Raw genomic sequence first — 22753 nt, forward strand, 5'->3', positions numbered from 1 at the left:
ATGCGCGCATCGAGCGCCGCCGTTCTGCTGCTGGTCGGCGTCGCGGTCGGCGTCGCCCTGGCCGGCGACCTCTTCCGCTGGCGCGACGGCGGCTTCGTGCGCGAAGCGCCGCGACCGGTCGCCGCGCCCCTGCCCACGGCCACGCGATCGGTGCCGGTCGAGCGTCCACCCATCGCCGGGCTGCGATTCGAGAACCGCGACGACACCATCGAAGCCTGGGTCGACAACCATCTCGCGGGCCCGATCGAAGTCGTGCTCAGCCCCGTGAGCGGCCAGATCCGCGGCGCCGATCCGGCATTGCCGGCGCGCGCGGTGGTCCCGCCGCTCGGACAGCGGGTCGTGGCCCGGCTGCCCATCACCACGACCGCGCGGTTCCATCTCGATGTGACCCAGGGCGACCCGGATGCGCTCGCCGATGACGCGGAATACGCCTATCCGCTGGACTCTCCCGCGTTGCGGATCGAACAGGGCTGGGGCGGGACCTACAGCCATCGCGACGCGGAGAACCGTTACGGCATCGATTTCGCGGCCGATATCGGCACGCCGGTGCTGGCTGCCCGCGCCGGCACGGTGATGGATCTCGAAGTCGGCTACGCACGCGGCGGCGCGAACGATCCGGACGCGCTCGGACAGGCCAACTACATCCGCATCCTCCACGACGACGGCACGATGGGCCTGTACGCGCATCTGGACACCGGCGGCGCCACGGTGCGGGTCGGCCAGCGCGTGCGTCGGGGCGAGGTCATCGGCCTCTCGGGCGACACCGGCTATACCAGCGGCCCGCACCTGCATTTCGCGGTGCAGGTCAATCGCGGCATGGCGCTCGAATCGATCCCGTTCCGGATGTTCGGACCGGACGGCATCCTCCGCTTCGACGACGCCCGGTAGAGCGGCCTTCAGGCCGCTGCGCTCACGACATGAAGCAGCGGCCTGAAGGCCGCTCTACCGGGGCGTGCGCATCCACACCGGCTTTCGCTTCGCGATGCGCGCATGCACCGGGCAACCCTCGCGGTGCGCGCCGGGCAGATAGCCCAGACTCATCAGGAACTCGCCGACGATCTCGCCGCCGGTGAAACGGAACCGCTGCTTGAACAGCTTCACCCACGCGGCCTTGTCGCGCAGCGCGCCATCAAGCCGCGCGTGCGCATCCAGCCACGCGGCGAATCCGCCGTGCGAATCGCGCAAGGCGCGAATGACCTGGGCGTTGTGGATCGCGGCTTCGACCTTCAACCGGTTGCGGATGATGCCGGGATCGGCGAGCAGGCGGGCGCGATCGGCTTCGCCGTAGGCGGCCACCGTATCCACGTCGAATCCGTCGTAGGCGCGGCGAAAGCCCTCGCGCTTCTTCAGGATCGTCTCCCAGCTCAGGCCGGCCTGGTTGATCTCCAGGATCAGCCTTTCGAACAGCTCGCGCTCCTCGCGCTGCGGGAACCCGTATTCGTGATCGTGGTAGGGCCCGTGGACCGGGTGGCCGGGGGCGAAATCGCAATAGGTCGACATGGCGGCAGGATACCGCCCGCTGCTGACGGATGCTGTCGGTAGAGCGGGCTTCAGCCCGCTGGAAGATCGCGGCGGCCCGAAGGCCGCTCTACCGGCCGAGCCGCCGCCGCAGCGGGCCGGCGGCGACCCGCCCCCGTATAATTCGCCCCTCCCTGCCGCTTTCCGGCGCCCTGGCGCCGATGTCCCCATGTCCGATGTCTCCATCGAAGCCGCCCGCCGGCGCACCTTCGCGATCATTTCGCACCCCGACGCCGGCAAGACGACGCTGACCGAAAAGCTGCTGCTGTTCGGCGGCGCGATCCAGATGGCCGGCTCGGTCAAGGGCCGCAAGGCCGCGCGCCACGCGACGTCCGACTGGATGGCGCTGGAAAAGGAACGCGGCATCTCGGTGACCAGTTCGGTGATGCAGTTCCCCTACGAGGGCCGCATCGTCAATCTGCTCGACACTCCCGGCCACGCCGACTTCGGCGAAGACACCTACCGCGTGCTCACCGCGGTGGACTCGGCGCTGATGGTGATCGACGTGGCCAAGGGCGTGGAAGAACGCACGATCAAGCTGATGGAAGTCTGTCGGCTGCGCGACACGCCGATCATGACCTTCATCAACAAGCTCGACCGCGAAGGCAAGCCGCCGATCGACCTGCTCGATGAAGTGGAATCGGTGCTGGGCATCCAGTGCGCGCCGATCACCTGGCCGATCGGCATGGGTCAGCGGCTCAAGGGCGTGGTCCATCTGCTCACCGGCGAAGTGCACGTGTACGAAGCCGGGCGCAATTTCACCCGCCAGGATTCGACCATCTTCGCGTCGATCGACGATCCCGCGCTGGAAGCGAAGATCGGCAGCGCGATGCTGGCCGAACTGCGCGACGAACTGGAACTGGTCGAAGGCGCCTCGCACCCGTTCGACAAGGACGCCTATCTCTCCGGCCAACAGACGCCCGTGTTCTTCGGCTCGGCCGTGAACAATTTCGGCGTGCAGCTGTTGCTGGATTTCTTCGTCGAGCATGCGCCCTCGCCGAAGGCGCGCGCCACGACCGGCCGCGAAGTGCAGCCGAACGAAGAGAAACTCACCGGATTCGTGTTCAAGATCCAGGCGAACATGGATCCGCAGCATCGCGACCGGGTCGCGTTCATGCGCATCTGCTCGGGCCGGTTCAGCGCCGGCATGAAGACCTTCCAGCCGCGCACCGGGAAGGAAGTCAAACTCGCGAACGCCCTGACCTTCATGGCCAGCGATCGCGAGATCGCCGAAACCGCCTATCCGGGCGACGTGATCGGCATCCACAACCACGGCACCATCTCGATCGGCGACAGTTTCACCGAGGGCGAAAACCTGTCGTTCACCGGCATTCCGAACTTCGCGCCCGAACTGTTCCGGCGCGCGCGCCTGCGCGATCCGCTGAAGCTCAAGCAGTTGCAGAAGGGCCTGGCGCAGCTGTCGGAGGAAGGCGCGACCCAGTTCTTCCGTCCGCTGATGAGCAACGACCTGATCCTCGGCGCGGTGGGCATGCTGCAGTTCGATGTGGTCGCCTACCGGCTGAAGGACGAATACGGCGTCGACGCGTCGTTCGAGCAGGTGCAGGTCGCGACCGCGCGCTGGATCCGCTGCGACGACGCGAAGAAGCTGGAGGAATTCCGCGACAAGAACGCGATGAATCTCGCGCTCGACGCCGCCGGCCAGCTGGTCTATCTCGCCCCGACCCGCGTGAACCTGCAGCTCGCGCAGGAACGCGCGCCGGCGGTGACCTTCATGGCGACGCGCGAACACGCACACGCGGTCTCGATCGACTGAAGCCACGGCCGGAACGATGCGCGCAACCCTGTCCCGATGGTGGCACTACCTGCTCGGCAAGCGCAGCGAAGTGGCGCAGATGGACTACAAGGATGCGTACATGGCCAAGGTCGTGCTCGACATCCACCGCAAGCGTCGCGACAAGCGCACGACCCGGGTCCCGCTGGCGCGGCTCGAACCGATCCACCGCATCGATCGCGAGAACGCGCTGCGGGCCACGCGCGAACGCGTCGACGCGCTGCGCCCGCACCGGGAGGCACTGCTGGCGACGAAGCTGCTCGACGGCGAAACGCTGCAGGCGATCCTGCCGTCGGTGTCCGCGATCAAGGTCGTGCAGGACGACGGGCGCTGGCTCGCCTTCGAGGGCAACGGCCGCCTGTACGCCATGCGCGAGGTCTTCAGCGCGGACGACGACATGCAGGTGGAGGTCGAGGAATACGTGTTCGACGATGCGCGCAGCATCCGTCGCCGACTGAACCGCGTGCGCGCCCTCAACCGGTTGGCCTAAGCCGGGCGCACCAAGCCTCGCGAATCAGCCGCCCGCGATCACCCGCGGCAACCAGTCCGGCGTCGGCTGATCGGGGTCGAAGTATTCGAAGATCAGATGGATACGGTCGGTGTCGCCGTCGTTCTTCACCGCATGCACGCCCATGTTGTTGACTTCGGCGGCCTCGCCTTCGGGCAGGTGATATCCCGTGCCGTCGATGAAGAACGTGACCTTGTCGTTGGTCAGCAGCGGCACGTGGATCTTGTGCGGCCATTTCGCCGCGGCGTTGGCGTCGCGGTGCGGCTTGATCTCGCCGCCCGGCGCCATCCGCGCGAACATCACCCGCGGAAACGCGCCGTTCGCATAGCCGTACGGCATCACCGCCGCCTGCAGCACCGGCTCCAGCAGGTCGCGCCACTCCGCCCATGCCGGACGGTCGTGCGAACTGCGCCAGTCGCGCACGCTGTCGACGAAACGGAAGACGATGTGCCGGGTCTTGTCCAGCGCCTCGAAACGATTGGGCTTGCCGGCGTTCTCCGCGTCCCACACCGCTTCGGGAAGCGCCAGCACCGCGGCCTTCAGCGCGGCGATGTCGACCGGACCGAGCCGGCGGAGGGAGGTGGTCTTGCGCGGGTTGGCGTAGGGATCGTGAGCCATGGCGGCGGTCGCTGTCTGTCGTCTCAGAAGGTGTAATCGAAACGCTCGAGGTCGCCGCGATACAGCTCGGCCACCCCGTCGATCAGGGCCTGATCGTAATACTGGCGATAGTCGCCGCGCCTGGAGCTGTTGACCTTGTCGAGCGCGCGACCGGGGATGCCGATCCGCGCGCAGATCGCGTCGTAACTCTCCTGCATGCGTTCGACCCGGCCGATGACGTCCATCTCCAGCGCGCCGGCGTCGTTGGTCAGCAGGGTGTACTGCGGCTGGAAATGCACGTGGTCGTGCGGCTTCAGTTCGAACAGGATCCTGCGCATCGTGCCCTGCGGGTCGCGCTCGAACGCGCCGTGCTGGCGGGTCATGAAGGCGCAGTAGGAGACGAAGCGGTCGAACGGGTTGCGCACGAAGCTGAACTTGAAATACCCGTCGCAGACCTCGTCGCCCAGATACGGCCGGACCTGGCGCACGCTCAGGTGGCCGTGGCGGATCTGCGCCACCTCGTCGAACGGGAAGCGCTTGTTCACGAACAGCCCGACCTGCTCGATGTCGTCGGGGCCGAGGTGCTCGCGCAGGGCCTGCCGCACCGCATGGGTGCCGGTCTTGGGCATGGCGACGAAAATGTAACGGTGCAGATGGGAGACGATCATGGCGGGCGCGCGCGGATGTCGGCGCATGATCGCACAGCCGCCCCCGGCCAACCGACGCGTCGGGCACAATTGGAGTCATCGCTCCAATCGAAAGCCCCATCGTCCCGGGATGACCGACCGCATCGAAACACTTCGCGAAGAGTTCGCCAGCGCCCTGACCCACGGGCTGGGCGCCACGGCTGCGCTCGCGGGCGGCGCGGTGCTGATCACCCTGGCCGCGCTGTTCGGCGACGCCTGGCAGCTGAGCGCCTCGATCGTGTTCGGCATCACCCTGCTGCTGCTCTACGTCGCCTCGACCCTGTATCACGCCATCCAGCACCCGGTGGCCAAGGGCCGGCTCAAGGTCTTCGACCACTGCGCGATCTATCTGCTGATCGCCGGCACCTACACGCCGTTCACCCTGATCGGCCTGCGCGGCCCGGTGGGCTGGTGGCTGTTCGGCGTCATCTGGGCGATGGCCTTCTTCGGGGTGATCTTCAAACTGTTCTACACCGGCCGCTTCCACCGGCTCTCCACGCTGATCTACATCGGCATGGGCTGGCTGATCATCTTCGCGGCCAAACCCACGATGCAGGCGCTGGACGCCTGGACCTTCGGCTGGCTGATGGGCGGCGGGGTGGCCTACACGCTGGGCACCTACTTCTATCACCACCCGCGGCTGCCCTATGCACACGCGATCTGGCATCTGTTCGTGATCGCCGGCAGCGTCTGCCACTACATCGCGGTGATGGCGCAGGTCATTCCCGCGCGCTGAAGCCCGGCGGACGACCGGACCGCGAATACGGCATCGAGAGCCGGCGCGCCACGCTCAGACGGACCGTTCCCGCAACTGGAAAAGATTGCCTTCCGGATCGCAGGCGTTGCAGGCGAGGAATCCGCCGCCCCGCCACGCATCGGCCATCACCACGCCGCCCAATCCCGGCGCCATGGTGCGCGCGACGTCCAGGCTGGGCACGGTGAAGAAGAACTTCAGCGCAGCATCCTCACGCAGTTTCGGCGGCACGTCGATGACGATGTCGTCGGCGATGTGCCGCGGGATCGCATGCAGCACCAACTGGATCTCCGGCGACTGCAACACCACCAGATCGTCGGACGCATGCACCCGCGTCATCGCGAGCAGGGTTTCGTAGAAGGCAGCCATCGTCGCCAGCGACTTGGCGTAGACGAACAGGCCGGCGGACGCGGGACCGCTCATGCGGAGTCCTGGAGACGGAGACGCGACAGCTTACCGCCTGGCGGGCGGAGTCGCCTCAGGCCGTCTCGCCGGCGTCGTCGGGCGATCGCGCGGGCCGGTCGGCGACCCAACGACTCCAGTACGACATCACCAGCGACATGCCCTCCGACCGTTCCATCGTCGTGCGCGTGATCGGCATCGCCTGAACCCATTCCGCATTCGCGATCCTCTGGAATTCGTCGACCGGCGGCTCGCAGAACCCCATGTACCAGGCCGGAAATTGCCTCGAAGCGATCGGGACGTCGAGCAGAAACGCCAGCGAATGGTGGCGGGTGGAGCGGAGAATGCGCCCGTGAACGTCGCGGACTGCATGCTCGGGACCTTCGAAATACTGGAAGAACCGGCCGACGTGGTGGAGCAGCACGCCGGTGACGCCGACCTCCGCATTGAAGCGCCGCGCGCCATCGAGCAGGGCCGCCAACTGCGATTGGGTCATCGGATACGCAATGCTCGTGTAGGCCATCGCATGCAGATCGCTCATGCATGCCCCTCTGCGCGGGTTAGGTCATGGTCACTGTCGCGCGAGAGCGTCGCGCGGCAGGTCGAGCCCGGGGTGTGCGGCATGTCGTCGTGTTCTTTCGATGGCAAGGGGGCGCGGACCATAAACCTGTTCTGAAGATCGTGCATTAATCCGGATTAATGCGACCGTCGATGCACATCGCCCGATCGCGACTCGACAACGGCTCAACTCCCCGGAAACCACGAGGTGTCGATCTTGAAATGCCGATCCTCGAAATCGACGCGCTTCTTCATCTCATCCTCATCCAGGAGATCGATGCCATGGGCATGCTTGCGGATCAGGCCGTCGCCCTGCATCCGCTTCAGGGCGCGGCTGACATAGACATTGGTGAGGCCGATGGCATCGCCGATCATGCCCTGGCTCAACGGAAGCTCGAAATGGCCCTGCAGATCGCGTCGCGTCACCCGCAGCCGCGACACCACTTCCAGCAGGAAATGCGTGACTCTCGCTTCCGCGCCCATCCTGCTGATGATGCGGATCCGGTCGGCCAGCACCGCATGTTCGACCATGCCGATGCTGAACAGCAGCGCCGAAAGCCGTGGCGAACGGATGAATACTTCGTCCAGGGCGGATTTCGGGAACGGGCACAATCGCCCCGGCGTCGCCGCCGCCAGGGCCGCACTGGTCCGGGCGAACGCGACATCGGGAATGCCCACGATGTCGCCGGGGTAATGGATGTGCATGATCTGCCGACCGCCGTTCGGCAGGATCATGTAGGAAAAAAACCAGCCTGCGCGCACCACGAACAGCCGGTCGGCCGGCTGGCCGATGTCGCGCACGGTCGCTCGCGCACGGAATGGCTCTTCCTGCTCTTCCAGGCGCGCCAGCAACGCGGCGTCGGTGGCGCTGAGCGGGATGTGATAGCCGATTTTTTCGATCAGACAGCTGCCTGCCATGGTCAACTCGCGATATAGCGCTGCAGCGAATCCAGCTCCGCGCGCTGGTCCTCGATCACCGCCTTCACCAGATCCCCGATCGACACCACCCCGACGACATCGTCGCCCTCCATCACCGGCAGGTGACGGATGCGGTGCTCCGTCATCAGCTGCATGCAATGGTCGGAGGTGTCCTGCGATGTGGTCGCGATCACTTGCGCGGTCATGATGTCGCGTACCGGCGTCTCCGCTGACGAGCGCCCCTGCAGCACGACCTTGCGCGCGTAATCGCGCTCGGAAACGATGCCGACGAGGCGGGGGCCGTCCATCACCAGCACCGCGCCGACGTGGGCATCGGCCATCAGGCGAATGGCGTCGAGGACGGGAGCCTCAGGATGGATCGCGTGGATCGCGGGACGCTTCGCTTCCAGCAACTGACGGACGGTACGCATGCGGGCGTTCTCCTTCAGGGGCGAGGTCGGCCAAGGATACGCCTGCGGCGGGACGCCAGCGATCCACCAGGTACAGCGGCCGCTGTTTGGATTCCTCGTAGAGCCGACCGAGATATTCGCCGATCATGCCCAGCGCCATCAGCTGCACGCCGCCCAGCAGCAGGATGACCGTCATCATCGTCGGCCAACCGGCGACCGGGTCGCCCCAGAACAGGGCCTTGACCACGATCCACAGGGCGTAGACGAACGCCAGCAGCGCAGTCATCACGCCGAGATAGGTCGCCACGCGCAGCGGCGCGGTGGAGAAGCTGGTCACGCCCTCGAGCGCGAAGTTCCACAGCCGCCAGGCATTGAATTTGCTGCGTCCCGCCAGCCGCGCTTCACGGTGGTAGGGGATGGCCACCTGCTCGAAGCCGACCCAGCCGAAGAGCCCCTTCATGAAGCGGTGACGCTCGCGCAACTGGCGCAGGGCCGCCAGCGCGCGCGGCGACAGCAGGCGGAAGTCGCCGGTATCGGTGGGGATGGGGGTTTTCGACAGCCGCTGCATCACCCGGTAGAACGCGTGCGCGGTCGCGCGCTTGAACCAGCCCTCGCCGTCGCGCGCGGTGCGCGTACCGTGGACGTCGTCGTACCCCTGGCGCCATTTCGCCACGAAGGCCGGGATCAGTTCCGGCGGGTCCTGACCGTCTGCATCGAGGATCAGGGCGGCGCCCGCCTCGACACGGTCCAGCCCGGCGGTGAGCGCCGCCTCCTTGCCGAAGTTGCGGCTGAGCCGCAGCAGCGACACCCGCGGGTCCGCGGCGGCGAGGTCGTCCAGCACCGCCCAGGTGCGATCGCGGCTGCCGTCGTCGACGTAGAGCACATGGCCGTCGACGCCCTCTGCCACCAGCGCGTCGAGCACCGCCGCGATCCGCGGATGCAGCGCAGGCAGGGCGTCGGCCTCGTTGAAGGCGGCGACGACGACGGTCAGGCGTTCGCGGGTCATGGGTATGGAGTGTACGGCCGGGCCGCGTCCGGTCGAGGGCGCGTCACTCGAACGCGACGTAGGCCGTTCCGCCCAGGGCCCGCATCTGACGCTGGATCGACCGGCTTCTGCGCTGCACGTACGGACCGGGCTTCGCGGCGCTGTACTTGCGGGGATTCGGCAGCACCGCGGCGAGGCGCGCGGCCTCGGCGGCGGTGAGCTTCGCTGCGTCCTTGCCGAAGAACCGGCGGGAAGCCGCCTGCGCCCCGTAGACGCCGTCGCCGTATTCGATGACGTTGGCGTAGACCTCCATGATCCGGGACTTCGGCCATATCGCTTCGATCAGCACCGTGTACCAGACCTCCAGGCCCTTGCGCGCCCAGCGCGACCAGCCGCTGCCGCGCCAGAGGAACAGATTTTTGGCGAGTTGCTGGCTGATGGTGCTGGCGCCGCGCACCTTGCGCCCCTTGGCGTTGTGCTTGCGCGCCTTTTCGATGGCCTCGAAGTCGAACCCGTCGTGGACCGGGAACTGCTGATCCTCAGCGGCGACCAGCGCCAGCGGCAGCAGCCTCGAAATCTCGTCCGCATCGCGCCAGTCGTAGGCCAGCGCGAAACCGCGATCGCCATCGCCCCAGGCCTCGACATAGCGACCGACCATGAAGGCGGTCAGCGGCGGATCGACGAAACGCAGCACCGCGACCTGCACCACCGTGGTCAGCACGAACAGCAGCGGCAGCCACAGGAACAACCAGCGCCACCAGCGGACCCGGCCGCGCGGACGAGAGGTCGCATGCGTGCCGGGGTTTGAAACTTCGTCGGCGTGCCCCATCTTCTATGCATCTCCCCTGTTCGTCTGCGCGTACCGGTGTTCCGGCCGTGCGGCATTATCGACGAAGCGCTGCCGGTTCACGACCCGGCGCTGCGACCTCCTCACGAGCCCGTTCCGACATGACCCACGCCGCACATCCAGACCGTCTCACCCGCTTCCTGCTCGAACAGGCCGGCGTCCGCGGCGTCCATGCTCGCCTCGACGACACCTGGGCGCAGATCCGCAGCCGCGCCGACTACCCCGACGACGTGGCGGCACTGCTCGGCGAATCGGTGGCGGCCGCCGCGCTGTTCACCGGTCACGCCAAAGTGGACGGGCGACTGTCGATACAACTGCGCGGCAGCGGCGCCATCCGCACCCTGTTCGCCGAATGCACCGGCGCAGGCACCCTTCGCGGCATCGCGAAGCTGGCCGATGACGAGCGTCCAGCCGCACATGCGCTGAGCGATCTCGGCACCGACGCCGTGCTGGCGATCACGATCGAAAACCCGGCGGCCCACGGCCAGGATCCGGCGCGCTACCAGGGGCTGGTCGGCTTGGATGCGGACAACCTGTCTTCGGCCTTCGAAGGTTATTTCCGCCAATCGGAGCAACTGCCCACCCGGCTGCTGTTGGCCGCGGATGGAACCCGGGTGGCCGGCCTGATGCTGCAGAAGCTGCCCGGCGATACAGGCGACCTGGATGGCTGGGAGCGGGCCAGCGCACTGTTCGACACATTGGGTGCCGCGGAATTGCTGGACACCCCCGCAGAAATCGTCCTGCATCGACTGTTCCATGAGGACGGGGTGCGCCTGCTCGGCGAAAAACCGCTGCGGTTCGCCTGCTCATGCTCGCGGGAACGGGTCTCGGCGATGCTGGAATCGCTCGGCGAAGAGGAAGCCATGGCCGCCGTCGTGGAGAATGCCGGGGTGGCCGAGATCCGCTGCGAGTTCTGCGGCGAGACCTACCGTTACTCCGGCGCCGAAATTGCCGCCCTCTTCGCCCCTCGACCGGCGCATTGGGATGCCCCGGAACGGCTGCAATGATCATGCCCGCGCGCTCTGTCACAGTTCGCAGGTGACCGGTGCGATTGTTAAAGAACCATAAATCTGATAGCCTGAACGTCCTGATCAAACCGTACAGGGAACTCGGCCGCCGTCCGACGGTCTGACCCGCACCATGCGCCCCCACCTTCGTACATTGCCGCTCCTTCTGTTGCTCGCGTTCGGCGCGGCGACGTCGGCGCACGCGCAGTCGAAGGGCAGCGGCGACCGGGTCGAGCTTCCGGTCTGGAACAAGTCCAGCGGGGCGATCGAGGCCATCGTGGTGCTGGAACCTGCTGATGTCGCCAAATCCCGCACCCTGGCCCGTTTCGGCGTCCGTCACCTCGACAGCACGTTCGGCCTGAACGCCGGCGATTCGCTCGGCCTGCTCTGCGATCGCAAACACGGCCTCAGCAGCGCGTTGAACAACCTCGCCGACAACTGCGTGCTGGCCTCGATCCCGGCCCGCCGCACCGGCGCCACCGCGATCTTCCAGCGCAACGGCACCCAGGTCGGCGTCGGCGCCGGCAGCAGCCGCACCCCGATTCCGGCCTGGCTGGCACCGGGTACCGGCGGCAATGGCCGGGTGGATCTCAACGACATCACCATCTTCAGCCAGAAGGCCCTGCCACGCGAAGGCTATGTCTCGATCGCCGGCACCGTGGCCAAGGCCCGCCTGCAGAGCCCTTCCGAAATTCCGGGTTTCAGCGACCGCTGGACCTCACGCCAGCTCAACGTCGGCGGCGGCATCGGCGATTTCGGCGTCAACGTGATCGGCGAAGTCGTCGATACTCCCGGGCGCGACCGCTGGGGCAGCCTCGGCCTCGGCCTGAGCTGGCGCACCCCCTGGAGCGGGCAACTCACCGTCGGTGCCGACAACCTGGTGACCCGCGGCAAGAACCCCTTCGCACCGGCCTCCGACGAAGGCGACGACGAGGGCGCAGTGCCCTACGTCCGCTACGAACAGGACCTCTGAGCCCACGGCCAGCAGGGTTTTTCGGCCTTCAGGGCCGAATGTTAACGACACTTTAATTTTTCTCCGAGTAGGGCTACCATCGGCCCCGGCCTGACCCGTTTTGGCGGCTTTCTTGTCGCCTGCTGGCAGGTTCCCATGGGAAACCCCAAGACTCACTTGGAGAGAGAGATGACTTTGAAGACCAACAAGCTCCGCGATGCGATTTCCTTCGCGCTCGTGGGCACCACCGCCCTCGCGGGCACGGGCGTCGCTTTCGCCCAGGACACCGAATCTGACGAACTCGATACCGTCGTCGTCACCGGTTCGCGCATTCCTCGCAGTTCCGAAGTGGAAGGCACCTCGCCGGTGCTGTCGATCGACCGCGCCGCCATCGAGGCGACGGGTCTGACTTCGGTCGGCGACGTCCTGTTCAACATCACCGCCAGCGATGGCGGCGCGCTGCGCAACGTCACCACCAGCACCAACGGCAGCGACGGCACCCAGAACATCTCGCTGCGCGGCCTCGGTGCGACCCGCACCCTGGTGCTCGTCAACGGCCGTCGCTGGGTCACCTCCGGCATCACCAATGCCTCGCTGGTCGACCTCAACACGATTCCGATCTCGGTCGTCGAACGCATCGAAGTCCTGAAGGACGGCGCTTCGGCGATCTACGGTTCCGACGCCATCGCCGGCGTGATCAACGTGATCACCCGCAAGAACTTCGACGGCGCCGAAGCCAACGCTTACCTCGGCAGCTACACGAAGGGCGACGGCTTCCAGCAGGCCTACGACTTCACCGTCGGTTCGAACAGCGACCGCTGGAACGCCGTGCTCAGCCTGAGCTACACCGAGCAGGATCCGGTCTACGCGGGCGACCGCGAGATCTCGTCGGTGCCGGTCTTCGGCGGCGGCGACATCGCTTCGGGCGGTCTCTTCGGTTCGGGCAGCAACCTGCGCGGCAACTTCGTGCGTTGCGCCACGGCCCTCACCCCGACCACCACCGGCTTCCAGACCTGTACGCCGGTCGCCGGCGGTCCGTTCACCCTGATCCAGGGCGAAGACGGTCGTCAGGCCACCGACTTCCGTCGCTTCATCAGCTACAGCTTCGACGGTTCGGGCAGCTCCGACCGCTACAACTTCGCGCCGGTCAACTACTTGCTGCAGCCGATCGAACGCTTCAATGTGTACGGTCAGGGCAGCCTGCGCCTGACCGATCGCATCAATGCGAACGTGATGGCGACCTACGTGCAGCGCAACTCCAACCAGCAGCTGGCCGAAGTGCCGCTGACGATGGACGTGCGCGGCACCAGCGGTCCGCAGTGGGCGTTCGCCCCGACCGCCGGCAACGTGTTCAACCCGTTCGGCCAAGATCTGCGGAGCATGAACTTCCGCGCCGCCGCCGTCGGCCCGCGCAAGCCGTACTACAACAACGACAACACCGCCGTCACCCTGTGGTTCGATGGTTCGTTCGACCTCGGCGGCCGCGACATGTACTGGGATGCCGGTTACTCGTTCCTGGACTCGCGCTTCACCGTCCGCGGCGAGAACTACATCAACCTGTTCAATCTGCGTCGCGCGGTCGGCAACTCCCGTCGCAACCCGGTCACGGGCGCGCTGGAATGCCTTGACGGCGCCGGTGCGGTGATTCGCGGCTGCGTGCCGTTCAACGTGTTCGGCGGTGCCGACCTCGGCCTGGGCGCCGGCGTGATCAGCCGCGAAGAATACGACGCGATGATCAACTACATCAGCTACACGAAGAACGAATCCCAGCAGATGACGACGAAGGATTACTTCGCCAATCTGTCGGGCTCGATCGTCGACCTGCCGGCCGGTCCGCTGGGCTTCGCCCTCGGCCTGGAACACCGTCGCGTTTCCTTCGTCAACCAGCCCGACGCGCTCATCGCCGGTGGTGGTTCGTCCGACAACTTCAGCGAGCCGACCCGCGGCAACCAGTCGGTCGACGAAATCTACGCCGAAGTCAACGTCCCGCTGTTCGCCGACATCCCGGGCATCAAGCTGCTCGAGCTCAACGTGGCGGCCCGCAAGTCCGACTACTCGACGAACGGCTTCTTTGGCGGCGCGGACATCAGCCCCGATCTCGGCGGCGACACCTCGAAGAAGATCGGCCTCAAGTGGCAGGTGTTCGACGACCTGATGTTCCGCGGCACCTACTCCGAGTCGTTCCGCGCTCCGGACGTGATCGATCTGTACCAGGGTGGCGGCGAAAGCTTCCCCTCGGCGGCCGATCCCTGCAACACCTTCAACATCGGCGCTGCCACCACCGATTCGGCCCGTTGCGTCGCCGACGGCGCTCCGGTGACCGGCGTGGCCCAGCCCAACTCGCAGATCCGTTCGCTGACCGGCGGTAACCCGTCCCTGCAGCCGGAGTTCGGCGAAACCCGCAGCTTCGGCGTCGTGTACAGCCCGAGCTGGGCCGAAGGCCTGAACTTCACCCTCGACTGGTACAAGATCAAGCTGGAAGACGTGATCTCGTTCCGCGGTGCGCAGGCCGTGCTCAACGCGTGCTACCAGCTGCCCGGCGCGCCGGGTGCTGCGGCCGACGCCGCACAGCGCGCGCTGTTCTGCTCGTTCGTCACCCGCGATGCCACTGGCACGATCATCGATCTGCGCCAGTCGAGCTTCAACCTCGCCGAAGGCGAAGTGGAGGGTTACGACTTCCAGGTCACCTACGCCATGCCGGAAACCGCATGGGGCAAGTTCTCGTTCCAGTGGGACAACACCTACACCGAGAACAACACCCTGTTCGGCACCGTGGGCCAGTACAACGGTGCGCCGCAGTGGCGTCTCCGCTCGAACCTGACCACCTCGTGGCAGAAGGGCGACTGGGACGCGACGTGGGCCATGCGCTACTACTCGAGCCTGGAAGATCCGTGCTTCGGCCAGAACTACTTCGAGTACGGCATCACCCCGGTCGAGATCTGCCCGGACAGCGGCGTGAACACGATGGGTCGCACCATCTATCACGACGTCCAGGCCGGTTGGAAGACCCCGTGGAACGGCAAGGTCACCGTCGGTGCCCGCAACCTGTTCGGCAAAGAGCCGCCGATCACCCGCAACTCGTTCGCGCATTCGTTCGACGGCGCCTACGATCTGCCGGGCGGTGGCTTCTTCTACCTGCAGTACAACCAGAAGTTCTGATCCATCCCTTCTGGACAGCGTCAAACGGAACGGCCCCCGCAAGGGGGCCGTTTCTTTTGGAGGATATCGGACGACGCGCGGCGATCGCCGCCAGCGCGAATCGGTCGTCTCACTCGCCGCGACTGAACCAGGCGTTGAACGCCACCGTGATCCGCTGCCCGGCGCCGTGGAAGGGCGTGACGTAGTGGCCCAGCCATGACGGGAAGAAGACCAGTTGCCCGGGCTTGAGCGTCAGCACGAAATTGCCGTGACTGTAGGGCCAGCGCAGCGTGCTGTTGGCCGGGTCGATGAAGGTGTTGACCGCCATCTGCGGATGCGGGAACACCAGGCAACCGTTGTTCGAGTAGGCCGGATCCGGTTCGCCCGGGGACACGCAATAGACCCCCGACCAACTCGCCATCGGATGGTTGTGATAGCCGAAATAACCGCCGTCGCGAGTGACATGGAACCAGGTCTGGCTGGCGATGCGCAGCCCCTGCATGCCGCCCGCGAGGTTCGGATTGATGTTGCGCAGGAATTCGCCGAGCGACGACCAGACGAATGCGCGAAGCTCCTGTACGCAGGCCTCCTCGCGGGAAAAAAAGTCGAAATCGCTCTCGAACAGCCCCTCGGGCTGGTGCACGACCGGATCGGGATTGCGATAGCTGGCGCCCTGCGCTTCCAGCGCCAGCACCAGACGTATCAGCGCCGCGTTGAGGGCGGCGGGTTCCGGATGGTGAGCCTCGGCCATCGGCACGGCGAAGGCGGAAAACACGTTCAGGGTCATGGCGGTGGTTCCGCGATGGTGGCGATGGCGGGCACCATAACGCAGGCCCGCAGCCGACGCGCGATCCGGATCAAATCCCGTGCTGTCGGGATCCGTCCGCGCCGCGACCGTCGCTTCGCCAGCCTCAGGCCAGTCCGTGTCCGGCCAGCCGTTCCATCATCGGCCCGAGATGGCGCTCATAGGCACGCCAGACGCCGCCGCGATTGGTGACGATGCCTTTGCGCACCTGGTGCGAGCTGGCGGTGGCGACCATGCCGGACTCGCGTCCCACCTGCAGCATGTCCTCGCGGAAATCGAAGCCGCAGTGCGCGGCGATCCGGCGCGCCTGGGCCTCGGGCTCACGCACCATCGCGTCGTAATCGATGTCGAAGACCCGTCCGGGCAGTGCCTCGCGCCAGTGCGCCATCAGGTCGTGGTAGGCCTTGCAGTAATCGGCCATTTCGATCTGATCGTAGGAATACGCCGCCTCGTGGGTGAACAGCGTGCGCAGGTTCGAGAAGCAGGTGTCGGCCGGATCGCGGCGCATGTGCAGCAGCCGCGCCTGCGGCAGCGCCTTGGCGATCGGCCCGAGCAGGATGAAATTGGGGTTCTGCTTCTCGGTGACGAAGGCCCGGCCGCGACTGCGGCCGCGCATGGACTCGAGGAAACCGCGCCCGATCGCACCGTAGTCCAGGTCCCGCGCGCGCGCCGCGATCGTTTCATCGGCGATCACATTGCAGACGTGGTCGGCGGCGAGACGCAGTTGCGCGGAGAAGGTGTAGGTTTCGCCGGCATCGGCCACGTCCGGATGGCCCGACAGGATGCGCTCCAGCAGCGTGGTGCCGCTGCGGTGCAGGCCGACGATGAAGATCGGCGTCAGCGGATCGTCGAAGGCATCGCCGCGGGAAAAGGTCGCATCGAAGTGGCGACGCAGGGTATCGAACATCGCCATGGTGCCGGCGTGATCGTAGGGCTGCTCGATGCGGCGCGCGCGGCAGCCCCGCGCCAGCGCGTCCCAGGCGCCCTCGTGATCGCCCAGTTCGTGCAGTTCGTTGTGCAGTGCGTAGGCCAGATGGCCTTCGTCTTTCGTCGACAGGTTGGGCTGGGCGAGCAATCGCCGCAGCGCATCGACGTGATGATGTTCTGGCGTGATCTTCGCCACCCGCGACAGCATCGAATACACCGATGCGAACGTCGGGCGGATCTTCAGCGCGCGCTCGAACGCCGTGGCGGATTCTTCGGAACGCCCGGCGAACATCAGCACCAGCCCGTGCATGTTGTGCGCCTCGGCGAGATCCGGGCGCAGCTTCAGGGCATGTTCGATCCAGCCCAGCGTCTTCTCGTAGGCGCCGGCGCTGGCGAAGAACGAGGCGAGGTCGATCAGCTTTTCCGGCGGCACCCGTCCGGCCAGGCCGGTGCGTTCCACGTAATCCTGAAGGCGCGGCAGATCCTCGAAACGCCGCAGCCGACGCGCGACCACCATCGCCGCCATCGGCGGCACGTCCGCGATGTGCGACGCCTCGACCACCGCGCGATAGGCGTCGCGATAACCGTCGAGCTTCTCTTTCGCCATCGACAATTCGAGCCACGCCGGCAGGAAACCGCGGTCGTGGTCGACGATGGCCTCGTAGGCGGCGGCGGCCTGGCGCCACTGCTGGTGCTGGGTATGGCGCTGGGCCTGCTGCCAGAGCGCCTGCTGCTTGTTCGACATGAGGGAAGTCTAGCAGGCCGTTTTCGACCGACCGCGCGCCCGGACGACGCCATGCGGCGCCGTCCGACCGCGACGCGTCAACCGCCCAGTTCGGCGAGGATGCGCGCTTGCTCGGCCTTCAGCGCGGCGGGCATGCGCGGGCCGTATTCGTCGAGGAACTCGCCGATGCCGGCGAACTCTTCGCGCCAGCCGGCCTCGTCGAAACCGAACAACTTCGCGCGGGCCTCGTCGCCGAGATCGACGCCGTCGAGATTGAGGTCGTGCGCATGCGGCAGCGCGCCGATCGGCGTGTCCTGCGCGCCGGCGTCGCCCTTCACGCGGGCGATCATCCATTCGATCACGCGCAGGTTGTCGCCGAAGCCCGGCCACAGGAATTTGCCGTCGTCGCCCTTGCGGAACCAGTTCACGTGGAAGATCTTCGGCAGCCCGGCGACATCGCCGAACGACAGCCAGTGCGCGAAATAGTCGGCGAAGTTGTAGCCGCAGAACGGCTTCATCGCCATCGGATCGCGGCGCATCACGCCGACCGCGCCGGTGGCGGCGGCGGTGGTTTCCGAACCCATCGCGGCGCCCACCAGTACGCCATGCGTCCAGTCGCGGGCCTCGAACACCAGCGGCACCAGCGAGGCGCGGCGACCACCGAACACGATCGCGCTGATCGGCACGCCCTGCGGATGCTCGGCCATCGGCGAGTACGAAGGGCACTGCTTCGCGCTGACGGTGAAGCGCGCGTTCGGATGGGCGGCGGGGCCGCGGCTCGACGCGGGCGCACTGGAATCGTATTCATGACCGCGCCAATCGTAGGCGGGTACGCCGCCGTCCAGACCCTCCCACCACGGCTGCCCGTCGGCGGTGAGACCAACGTTGGTGAAGATCGTGTTGTTCTGGATCGTCGCCAGCGCGTTCGGGTTGGACTTGCTGGAGGTGCCGGGCGCGACGCCGAAGAAGCCGGCTTCCGGGTTGATCGCGTACAACCGACCGTCGGCGCCCGGGCGCATCCAGCAGATGTCGTCGCCGATGGTGGTGACCTTCCAGCCGTCCCTGCGGTAGCCCTCCGGCGGAATGAGCATGGCCAGGTTGGTCTTGCCGCAGGCCGACGGAAACGCCGCGGCGATGTAATGCGTTTCGCCCTGCGGATTTTCCACGCCGAGGATCAGCATGTGCTCGGCCAGCCAGCCTTCGCTGCGCGCCTGATACGACGCGATGCGCAGCGCGTGGCACTTCTTGCCGAGCAGCGCATTGCCGCCATAGCCGGACCCGTAGGACTTGATCGTCAGCTCTTCCGGGAAATGCATGATGAAGCGGCGGTTGGGATCCAGCTCGCCGATCGAATGCAGCCCTTTCACGAACGCGCCGCCGGCCAGGCCTTCGCGTTCGATCCGCGCCAGCGCCGCGGCGCCCATGCGGGTCATGATCCGCATGTTCGCGACCACGTAGGGCGAATCGGTGATCTCGACGCCGCAGCGCGACAACGGCGAATCGATCGGCCCCATGCAATAGGGAATCACGTACATCGTGCGGCCGCGCATGCAGCCGTCGAACAACGCGTCCATCTGCGCATGGCCTTCGTCGGGCGCCATCCAGTGGTTGTTCGGACCGGCATCGTCGGCATGGCGGGTACAGACGAACGTCAGGTGTTCGACGCGCGCCACGTCATCGGGATGCGAGCGATGCAGCCAGCTGTCCGGGTGGGTCTTCTCGTTGAGTTTGATCAACGTGCCGTCGGCCTGCATGTTCGCGATCAGCGCGGCGTTTTCGGCATCGCTGCCGTCGCACCAGTGGATCGCATCGGGCCGGGTCAGCCGGGCGACGTCTTCCACCCATTGTTTGAGTTCGTCGAGACGGGTGGGCGGGTGTTGCGGCACGGCGATGGCATTCATGCGGAGGCTCAGGCGTTGCGAATGACGGGAGGAATCAGGGTTTCCATCACGTGTTCGACATAGGCTTCGAACTCGTCGTGGGCGAGGCGCGGATGCAGTTGCATGCTCAGCTGCAGGAAGCCGACGTAGGCGGCATAGGCCAAACGCCCGCGATGCTGGGAATCGGTGCGGCCGAGACCGGCCTGGCGGAAAGAGGCGGCGAGATAGTCGAGGCGGCGCTGCGACACGCGGCCGATCACCGGCCCCACCGCGGGATGATCCAGCGCCTTCAGCAGTTCGCTGTAGATCTTGTGCGACTTCACTTCGTGCGCGACCAGTTGGATCAGCGCGCGCAGGCGTTGGCGCGGATCGCTCACCGCTTCGAGCTGACCGAAGACGCTTTCCTGCTCCACCGCTTCCCAGCGCTCCAGCGCAGCCGAGAGCAGCGCATCGCGGGAAGGAAAATGCCAGTAGAAACTGCCTTTGGTGACACCCAGTCGCCGCGCCAGCGGTTCCACCGCCACGGAGGCGACGCCCTGTTCGGCGATCAGGTCGAGGGCGGCCTGCGCCCAGTCTTCCGCGCTGAGGCGGCCATTGCGTTCGGTTTTGGCGGCGACGTTGTTCATGACACTAGTGTAACCATACGGAACGCTTCAGAAAAGTATCGTGTGACTACGATTGCAAACTGGATTGTCGAGAGTTTTCGGCACATTGACATCCGGCGAAAGGCAACTCCATACTTTGGCGTATGGAACAGCCTGGCCGGCGGTTCCTCCGCCGTCACACGCAGGTCGAGCGCCATCGTCCTGCCCCATGTCGAAACGAAGCTCACCGGAGCGCAGTCATGAGCATCGCCATTCCCTTCCTCGCACTGTTTCTCGCCACGGCTTTCTGCGCTTACCACCGCCTGCGCCTGGCGGTCTGGGCCGCCATCGCCGCCACGCTGCTGGTCGCCTGCTGGTTCCTCGGCGCGCACCACACCGCGACGCTGGTTGCGGCCGGCATCCTCGCGCTGATCGCCATCCCGATGCTGATCACGCCGGTGCGCAAAGGCCTGATCACTTCGCCGCTGCTGAAGTTCTACACCCGGCTGCTGCCGCCGCTCTCGGACACCGAGCGCACCGCGCTGGAATCGGGCACCGTGGGGTTCGAGGGCGAACTGTTCTCTGGCAAGCCCGACTGGAACAAGCTGCTGTCGCTGCCGAAGCCCGAGCTGAGCGCCGAGGAGCAGGCCTACCTCGATGGCCCGGTCGAAGAGGCGTGCCGCATGACCGACGATTGGGACATCACCCACGTCCGCGCCGACCTGCCGCCCGAGCTGTGGGAATACCTGAAGCAGCAGAAATTCTTCGGCCTGAACATCCCGAAGGAATACGGCGGCCTCGGCTTCTCGGCGCTGATGAACCACAAGGTCATCCAGAAGCTTGCGCCGATCTCCTCCGTGCTCAGTTCCACCGTCGGCGTGCCGAACTCGCTGGGCCCGGCCGAACTGCTGATGCATTACGGCACCGAAGACCAGAAGCGCTATTACCTGCCGCGCCTCGCCGACGGTCGCGAAATCCCGTGCTTCGCGTTGACCGGCCCGTTCGCCGGCTCCGATGCCACCTCCATTCCCGATTACGGCATCGTCGGCATGGGCGAGTGGAACGGCGCGAACGTCCTCGGTATCCGGCTGACGCTCAACAAGCGCTACATCACCCTGGCGCCGGTCGCGACCCTGATCGGCGTCGCCTTCCGCATGTACGACCCCGACGGCCTGCTCGGCGACAAGCGCGATATCGGAATCTCGCTGGCCTTGGTGCCGCGCGATGCCGCCGGCCTCGAAATCGGTCGTCGCCATTTCCCGCTCAACGCGCCGTTCCAGAACGGCCCGATCCGCGGCAAGGACGTGTTCGTCCCGCTCAGCCAGCTGATCGGCGGCGAGGAGTACGCCGGCCAGGGCTGGCGCATGCTGATGGAATGCCTGTCGATCGGCCGCTCCATCACCCTGCCCTCCACCGCCAGCGGCGGCGCCAAGATGGGCGCGATCGTGACTGGCGCCTACGCCCGCATCCGCAAGCAATTCGGCCTGTCGGTCGGGCGCTTCGAGGGCGTGGAAGAAGCGCTGGCCCGCATCGGCGGCCGCGCCTACGCCTGCAGCGCATTGTCCGAAGCCACCGCGGCCGCGGTGGCCCGCGGCGAGAACCCGGCGGTGCCGTCCACCATCGCGAAGTACCACTGCACCGAAATGGGCCGTGAAGTCGCGCGCGATGTGATGGACATCCACGGCGGCAAGGGCATCATCCTGGGCCCGCGCAACTACGCCGGTCGCAACTGGCAGTCGGTGCCGATCGCGATCACGGTCGAGGGCGCCAACATCATGACCCGCAGCCTGATGATCTTCGGTCAGGGCGCGATCCTCTGCCACCCGTGGGTGATGAAGGAAATGAAGTCGGCGCAGTTGGAGAACCCGAAGGAGCGCATCGACCAGTTCGATCACGCGCTGTTCGGCCACATCAGCTACGCCGTCTCGAACGCGGTCCGCGCCTGGTGGTTCGGCTTCACCGGCAGCCGCATCGGCAGCACCCCGGGCGGCGAGTACACCCGCCGCTGTTATCGCAAGCTCAATCGCTATTCGGCGGCGCTGTCGGTGATGGCCGATACTTCGATGCTGCTGCTCGGCGGCAAACTGAAGTTCAAGGAATCGCTGTCCGGCCGCCTCGGCGACGTGCTCAGCCAGCTGTACATCGCCAGCGCGATGCTGAAGCGTTACGAAGACCAGGGCCGTCCGATCGCGGATCATCCGCTGCTGGCCTGGGCCTTCCACGACGCCATCCACAAGATCGAACTGGCGCTGTCCGGCGCCCTGCGCAACTTCCCGATCCGTCCGGTCGGCTGGCTGCTGTGGGCGGTGATCTTCCCGTGGGGCCGCCGTGCCGAAGCGCCGAGCGATCGCCTGGGCCATCGCGCCGCCAGCCTGCTGATGACGCCGTGCGAAGCCCGCGACCGTCTCGCCAAGGATCTGTTCCTGGAACCCGGCGAGCGCAATCCGGCCGCACGCGTGAACAGCTATCTGGCCAAGGTGATCCTGGCCGAGCCGGTCGAGCGCAAGTTCCTCAAGGCGCTGAAGAACAGCGACATCGAAGCGCTGGACTTCCCCGCCCAGCTCGACGAGGGCATCCGCGAAGGCTGGATCACGGCCGAGGAGCGTCGCCAGCTGGAAGAACTCCGCGAGATCACCCTCGACACGATCATGGTCGACGATTTCGAATCGTGGGAGCTGCGCTCGGCGGGTTATGTCGACGACAAGCAGGCCAAGGCGCACCGCGCCGCGGCGTGAGGCCGGCACGGGATCGCATCATGCAA

General features: G+C 66.4%; 21 protein-coding genes. 8 read left to right on the forward strand and 13 right to left on the reverse strand.

The window, feature by feature from the left end; genetic code table 11:
* Complete coding sequence (locus ABD974_RS09545; protein ID WP_345303084.1) at positions 1 to 888, forward strand: M23 family metallopeptidase; 888 nt, start codon at positions 1 to 3, stop codon at positions 886 to 888.
* A gap of 54 nt (positions 889 to 942) precedes the next feature.
* On the opposite strand, the gene ABD974_RS09550 is transcribed toward ABD974_RS09545, so the two are convergent.
* Positions 943 to 1500, reverse strand: coding sequence for a DNA-3-methyladenine glycosylase I (locus ABD974_RS09550; RefSeq protein ID WP_345303085.1), 558 nt, complete (start codon positions 1498 to 1500; stop codon positions 943 to 945).
* A 187-nt stretch (positions 1501 to 1687) separates the two neighbouring features.
* On the opposite strand from ABD974_RS09550, the gene ABD974_RS09555 reads away from it, so the two are divergent.
* Positions 1688 to 3292 carry a peptide chain release factor 3 gene (locus ABD974_RS09555; protein ID WP_345303086.1) on the forward strand — a complete coding sequence of 535 codons (1605 nt, stop codon included), beginning with the start codon at positions 1688 to 1690 and terminating at the stop codon, positions 3290 to 3292.
* A gap of 16 nt (positions 3293 to 3308) precedes the next feature.
* Positions 3309 to 3800, forward strand: coding sequence for a hypothetical protein (locus ABD974_RS09560; protein ID WP_345303087.1), 492 nt, complete (start codon positions 3309 to 3311; stop codon positions 3798 to 3800).
* Between the two features lie 24 nt (positions 3801 to 3824).
* Here the strand turns inward: ABD974_RS09560 and ABD974_RS09565 are convergent, their stop codons facing one another.
* Together ABD974_RS09565 and ABD974_RS09570 are read right to left on the reverse strand one after the other, a co-directional pair.
* Positions 3825 to 4436 carry an aspartyl/asparaginyl beta-hydroxylase domain-containing protein gene (locus ABD974_RS09565; protein ID WP_345303088.1) on the reverse strand — a complete coding sequence of 204 codons (612 nt, stop codon included), beginning with the start codon at positions 4434 to 4436 and terminating at the stop codon, positions 3825 to 3827.
* 23 nt (positions 4437 to 4459) lie between these two features.
* A complete protein-coding gene (locus ABD974_RS09570) occupies positions 4460 to 5083 on the reverse strand; it encodes a sulfotransferase family 2 domain-containing protein (RefSeq protein ID WP_345303089.1) in 624 nt (207 codons plus the stop codon).
* A 109-nt stretch (positions 5084 to 5192) separates the two neighbouring features.
* Here ABD974_RS09570 and trhA point away from each other — a divergent pair, with 109 nt between their 5' ends.
* The gene (gene trhA / locus ABD974_RS09575; protein WP_345303090.1) at positions 5193 to 5837 is read left to right on the forward strand and encodes a PAQR family membrane homeostasis protein TrhA; all 645 of its coding nucleotides are present in this window, start codon (positions 5193 to 5195) and stop codon (positions 5835 to 5837) included.
* Between the two features lie 54 nt (positions 5838 to 5891).
* Here trhA and ABD974_RS09580 read toward each other — a convergent pair whose 3' ends face one another.
* The 6 genes from ABD974_RS09580 to mtgA all read right to left on the reverse strand — a co-directional run bounded on the left by ABD974_RS09580 (position 5892) and on the right by mtgA (position 9957).
* Positions 5892 to 6278, reverse strand: coding sequence for a VOC family protein (locus tag ABD974_RS09580; protein WP_345303091.1), 387 nt, complete (start codon positions 6276 to 6278; stop codon positions 5892 to 5894).
* Between the two features lie 55 nt (positions 6279 to 6333).
* Entirely contained in the window at positions 6334 to 6798 is a 465-nt protein-coding gene (locus ABD974_RS09585) for a BLUF domain-containing protein (RefSeq protein WP_345303092.1), read from the reverse strand.
* 203 nt (positions 6799 to 7001) lie between these two features.
* On the reverse strand, positions 7002 to 7733 hold the full coding sequence (locus ABD974_RS09590; protein WP_345303093.1) for a Crp/Fnr family transcriptional regulator: 732 nt from the start codon (positions 7731 to 7733) through the stop codon (positions 7002 to 7004).
* 2 nt (positions 7734 to 7735) lie between these two features.
* Positions 7736 to 8164 (reverse strand): CBS domain-containing protein, encoded by a 429-nt coding sequence (locus ABD974_RS09595; protein WP_345303094.1) that lies wholly within the window; start codon positions 8162 to 8164, stop codon positions 7736 to 7738.
* On the reverse strand, positions 8103 to 9149 hold the full coding sequence (locus ABD974_RS09600) for a glycosyltransferase family 2 protein (protein WP_345303095.1): 1047 nt from the start codon (positions 9147 to 9149) through the stop codon (positions 8103 to 8105). The genes ABD974_RS09595 and ABD974_RS09600 overlap by 62 nt, the downstream gene beginning before the upstream one ends.
* A 43-nt stretch (positions 9150 to 9192) precedes the next feature.
* Entirely contained in the window at positions 9193 to 9957 is a 765-nt protein-coding gene (mtgA, locus tag ABD974_RS09605) for a monofunctional biosynthetic peptidoglycan transglycosylase (RefSeq protein WP_345303096.1), read from the reverse strand.
* 119 nt (positions 9958 to 10076) lie between these two features.
* Between mtgA and hslO the strand changes: the two genes are divergently transcribed.
* The 3 genes from hslO to ABD974_RS09620 all read left to right on the forward strand — a co-directional run bounded on the left by hslO (position 10077) and on the right by ABD974_RS09620 (position 15093).
* On the forward strand, positions 10077 to 10982 hold the full coding sequence (gene hslO, locus ABD974_RS09610; RefSeq protein ID WP_345303097.1) for an Hsp33 family molecular chaperone HslO: 906 nt from the start codon (positions 10077 to 10079) through the stop codon (positions 10980 to 10982).
* A gap of 133 nt (positions 10983 to 11115) precedes the next feature.
* A complete protein-coding gene (locus ABD974_RS09615; protein WP_345303098.1) occupies positions 11116 to 11955 on the forward strand; it encodes an XOO1806 family protein in 840 nt (279 codons plus the stop codon).
* Between the two features lie 168 nt (positions 11956 to 12123).
* Positions 12124 to 15093, forward strand: a complete 2970-nt coding sequence (locus ABD974_RS09620) for a TonB-dependent receptor plug domain-containing protein (RefSeq protein WP_345303099.1) — start codon at positions 12124 to 12126, stop codon at positions 15091 to 15093.
* Between the two features lie 109 nt (positions 15094 to 15202).
* On the opposite strand, the gene ABD974_RS09625 is transcribed toward ABD974_RS09620, so the two are convergent.
* From ABD974_RS09625 to ABD974_RS09640, 4 genes are all read right to left on the reverse strand, one after another.
* Entirely contained in the window at positions 15203 to 15859 is a 657-nt protein-coding gene (locus ABD974_RS09625) for a putative 2OG-Fe(II) oxygenase (protein WP_345303100.1), read from the reverse strand.
* A 124-nt stretch (positions 15860 to 15983) separates the two neighbouring features.
* Complete coding sequence (locus ABD974_RS09630; RefSeq protein ID WP_345303101.1) at positions 15984 to 17549, reverse strand: tetratricopeptide repeat-containing sulfotransferase family protein; 1566 nt, start codon at positions 17547 to 17549, stop codon at positions 15984 to 15986.
* 77 nt (positions 17550 to 17626) lie between these two features.
* Positions 17627 to 19429 (reverse strand): phosphoenolpyruvate carboxykinase (GTP), encoded by a 1803-nt coding sequence (locus tag ABD974_RS09635; protein ID WP_345303102.1) that lies wholly within the window; start codon positions 19427 to 19429, stop codon positions 17627 to 17629.
* An 8-nt stretch (positions 19430 to 19437) separates the two neighbouring features.
* A complete protein-coding gene (locus tag ABD974_RS09640; RefSeq protein ID WP_345303103.1) occupies positions 19438 to 20034 on the reverse strand; it encodes a TetR/AcrR family transcriptional regulator in 597 nt (198 codons plus the stop codon).
* Between the two features lie 218 nt (positions 20035 to 20252).
* Between ABD974_RS09640 and ABD974_RS09645 the strand changes: the two genes are divergently transcribed.
* The gene (locus tag ABD974_RS09645; RefSeq protein ID WP_345303104.1) at positions 20253 to 22727 is read left to right on the forward strand and encodes an acyl-CoA dehydrogenase; all 2475 of its coding nucleotides are present in this window, start codon (positions 20253 to 20255) and stop codon (positions 22725 to 22727) included.
* The last annotated feature ends 26 nt before the right edge of the window (positions 22728 to 22753 follow it).

It is taken from the genome of Lysobacter hankyongensis (assembly GCF_039543145.1).
Taxonomy (GTDB): domain Bacteria; phylum Pseudomonadota; class Gammaproteobacteria; order Xanthomonadales; family Xanthomonadaceae; genus Lysobacter_I; species Lysobacter_I hankyongensis.

Excerpts from the sequence above, each read along its gene's own strand:
- ABD974_RS09550 (WP_345303085.1), bottom strand. The coding sequence starts at position 1,500 with ATGTCGACCTATTGCGATTTCGCCCCCGGCCACCCGGTCCACGGGCCC.
- ABD974_RS09600 (WP_345303095.1), bottom strand. The coding sequence starts at position 9,149 with ATGACCCGCGAACGCCTGACCGTCGTCGTCGCCGCCTTCAACGAGGCC.
- ABD974_RS09555 (WP_345303086.1), top strand. The coding sequence starts at position 1,688 with ATGTCCGATGTCTCCATCGAAGCCGCCCGCCGGCGCACCTTCGCGATC.
- ABD974_RS09545 (WP_345303084.1), top strand. The coding sequence starts at position 1 with ATGCGCGCATCGAGCGCCGCCGTTCTGCTGCTGGTCGGCGTCGCGGTC.
- hslO (WP_345303097.1), top strand. The coding sequence starts at position 10,077 with ATGACCCACGCCGCACATCCAGACCGTCTCACCCGCTTCCTGCTCGAA.
- ABD974_RS09635 (WP_345303102.1), bottom strand. The coding sequence starts at position 19,429 with ATGAATGCCATCGCCGTGCCGCAACACCCGCCCACCCGTCTCGACGAA.
- mtgA (WP_345303096.1), bottom strand. The coding sequence starts at position 9,957 with ATGGGGCACGCCGACGAAGTTTCAAACCCCGGCACGCATGCGACCTCT.
- ABD974_RS09595 (WP_345303094.1), bottom strand. The coding sequence starts at position 8,164 with ATGCGTACCGTCCGTCAGTTGCTGGAAGCGAAGCGTCCCGCGATCCAC.
- ABD974_RS09620 (WP_345303099.1), top strand. The coding sequence starts at position 12,124 with ATGACTTTGAAGACCAACAAGCTCCGCGATGCGATTTCCTTCGCGCTC.
- ABD974_RS09565 (WP_345303088.1), bottom strand. The coding sequence starts at position 4,436 with ATGGCTCACGATCCCTACGCCAACCCGCGCAAGACCACCTCCCTCCGC.
- ABD974_RS09585 (WP_345303092.1), bottom strand. The coding sequence starts at position 6,798 with ATGAGCGATCTGCATGCGATGGCCTACACGAGCATTGCGTATCCGATG.
- ABD974_RS09625 (WP_345303100.1), bottom strand. The coding sequence starts at position 15,859 with ATGACCCTGAACGTGTTTTCCGCCTTCGCCGTGCCGATGGCCGAGGCT.
- ABD974_RS09645 (WP_345303104.1), top strand. The coding sequence starts at position 20,253 with ATGAGCATCGCCATTCCCTTCCTCGCACTGTTTCTCGCCACGGCTTTC.
- ABD974_RS09570 (WP_345303089.1), bottom strand. The coding sequence starts at position 5,083 with ATGATCGTCTCCCATCTGCACCGTTACATTTTCGTCGCCATGCCCAAG.
- ABD974_RS09640 (WP_345303103.1), bottom strand. The coding sequence starts at position 20,034 with ATGAACAACGTCGCCGCCAAAACCGAACGCAATGGCCGCCTCAGCGCG.
- trhA (WP_345303090.1), top strand. The coding sequence starts at position 5,193 with ATGACCGACCGCATCGAAACACTTCGCGAAGAGTTCGCCAGCGCCCTG.
- ABD974_RS09615 (WP_345303098.1), top strand. The coding sequence starts at position 11,116 with ATGCGCCCCCACCTTCGTACATTGCCGCTCCTTCTGTTGCTCGCGTTC.
- ABD974_RS09580 (WP_345303091.1), bottom strand. The coding sequence starts at position 6,278 with ATGAGCGGTCCCGCGTCCGCCGGCCTGTTCGTCTACGCCAAGTCGCTG.
- ABD974_RS09560 (WP_345303087.1), top strand. The coding sequence starts at position 3,309 with ATGCGCGCAACCCTGTCCCGATGGTGGCACTACCTGCTCGGCAAGCGC.
- ABD974_RS09630 (WP_345303101.1), bottom strand. The coding sequence starts at position 17,549 with ATGTCGAACAAGCAGCAGGCGCTCTGGCAGCAGGCCCAGCGCCATACC.
- ABD974_RS09590 (WP_345303093.1), bottom strand. The coding sequence starts at position 7,733 with ATGGCAGGCAGCTGTCTGATCGAAAAAATCGGCTATCACATCCCGCTC.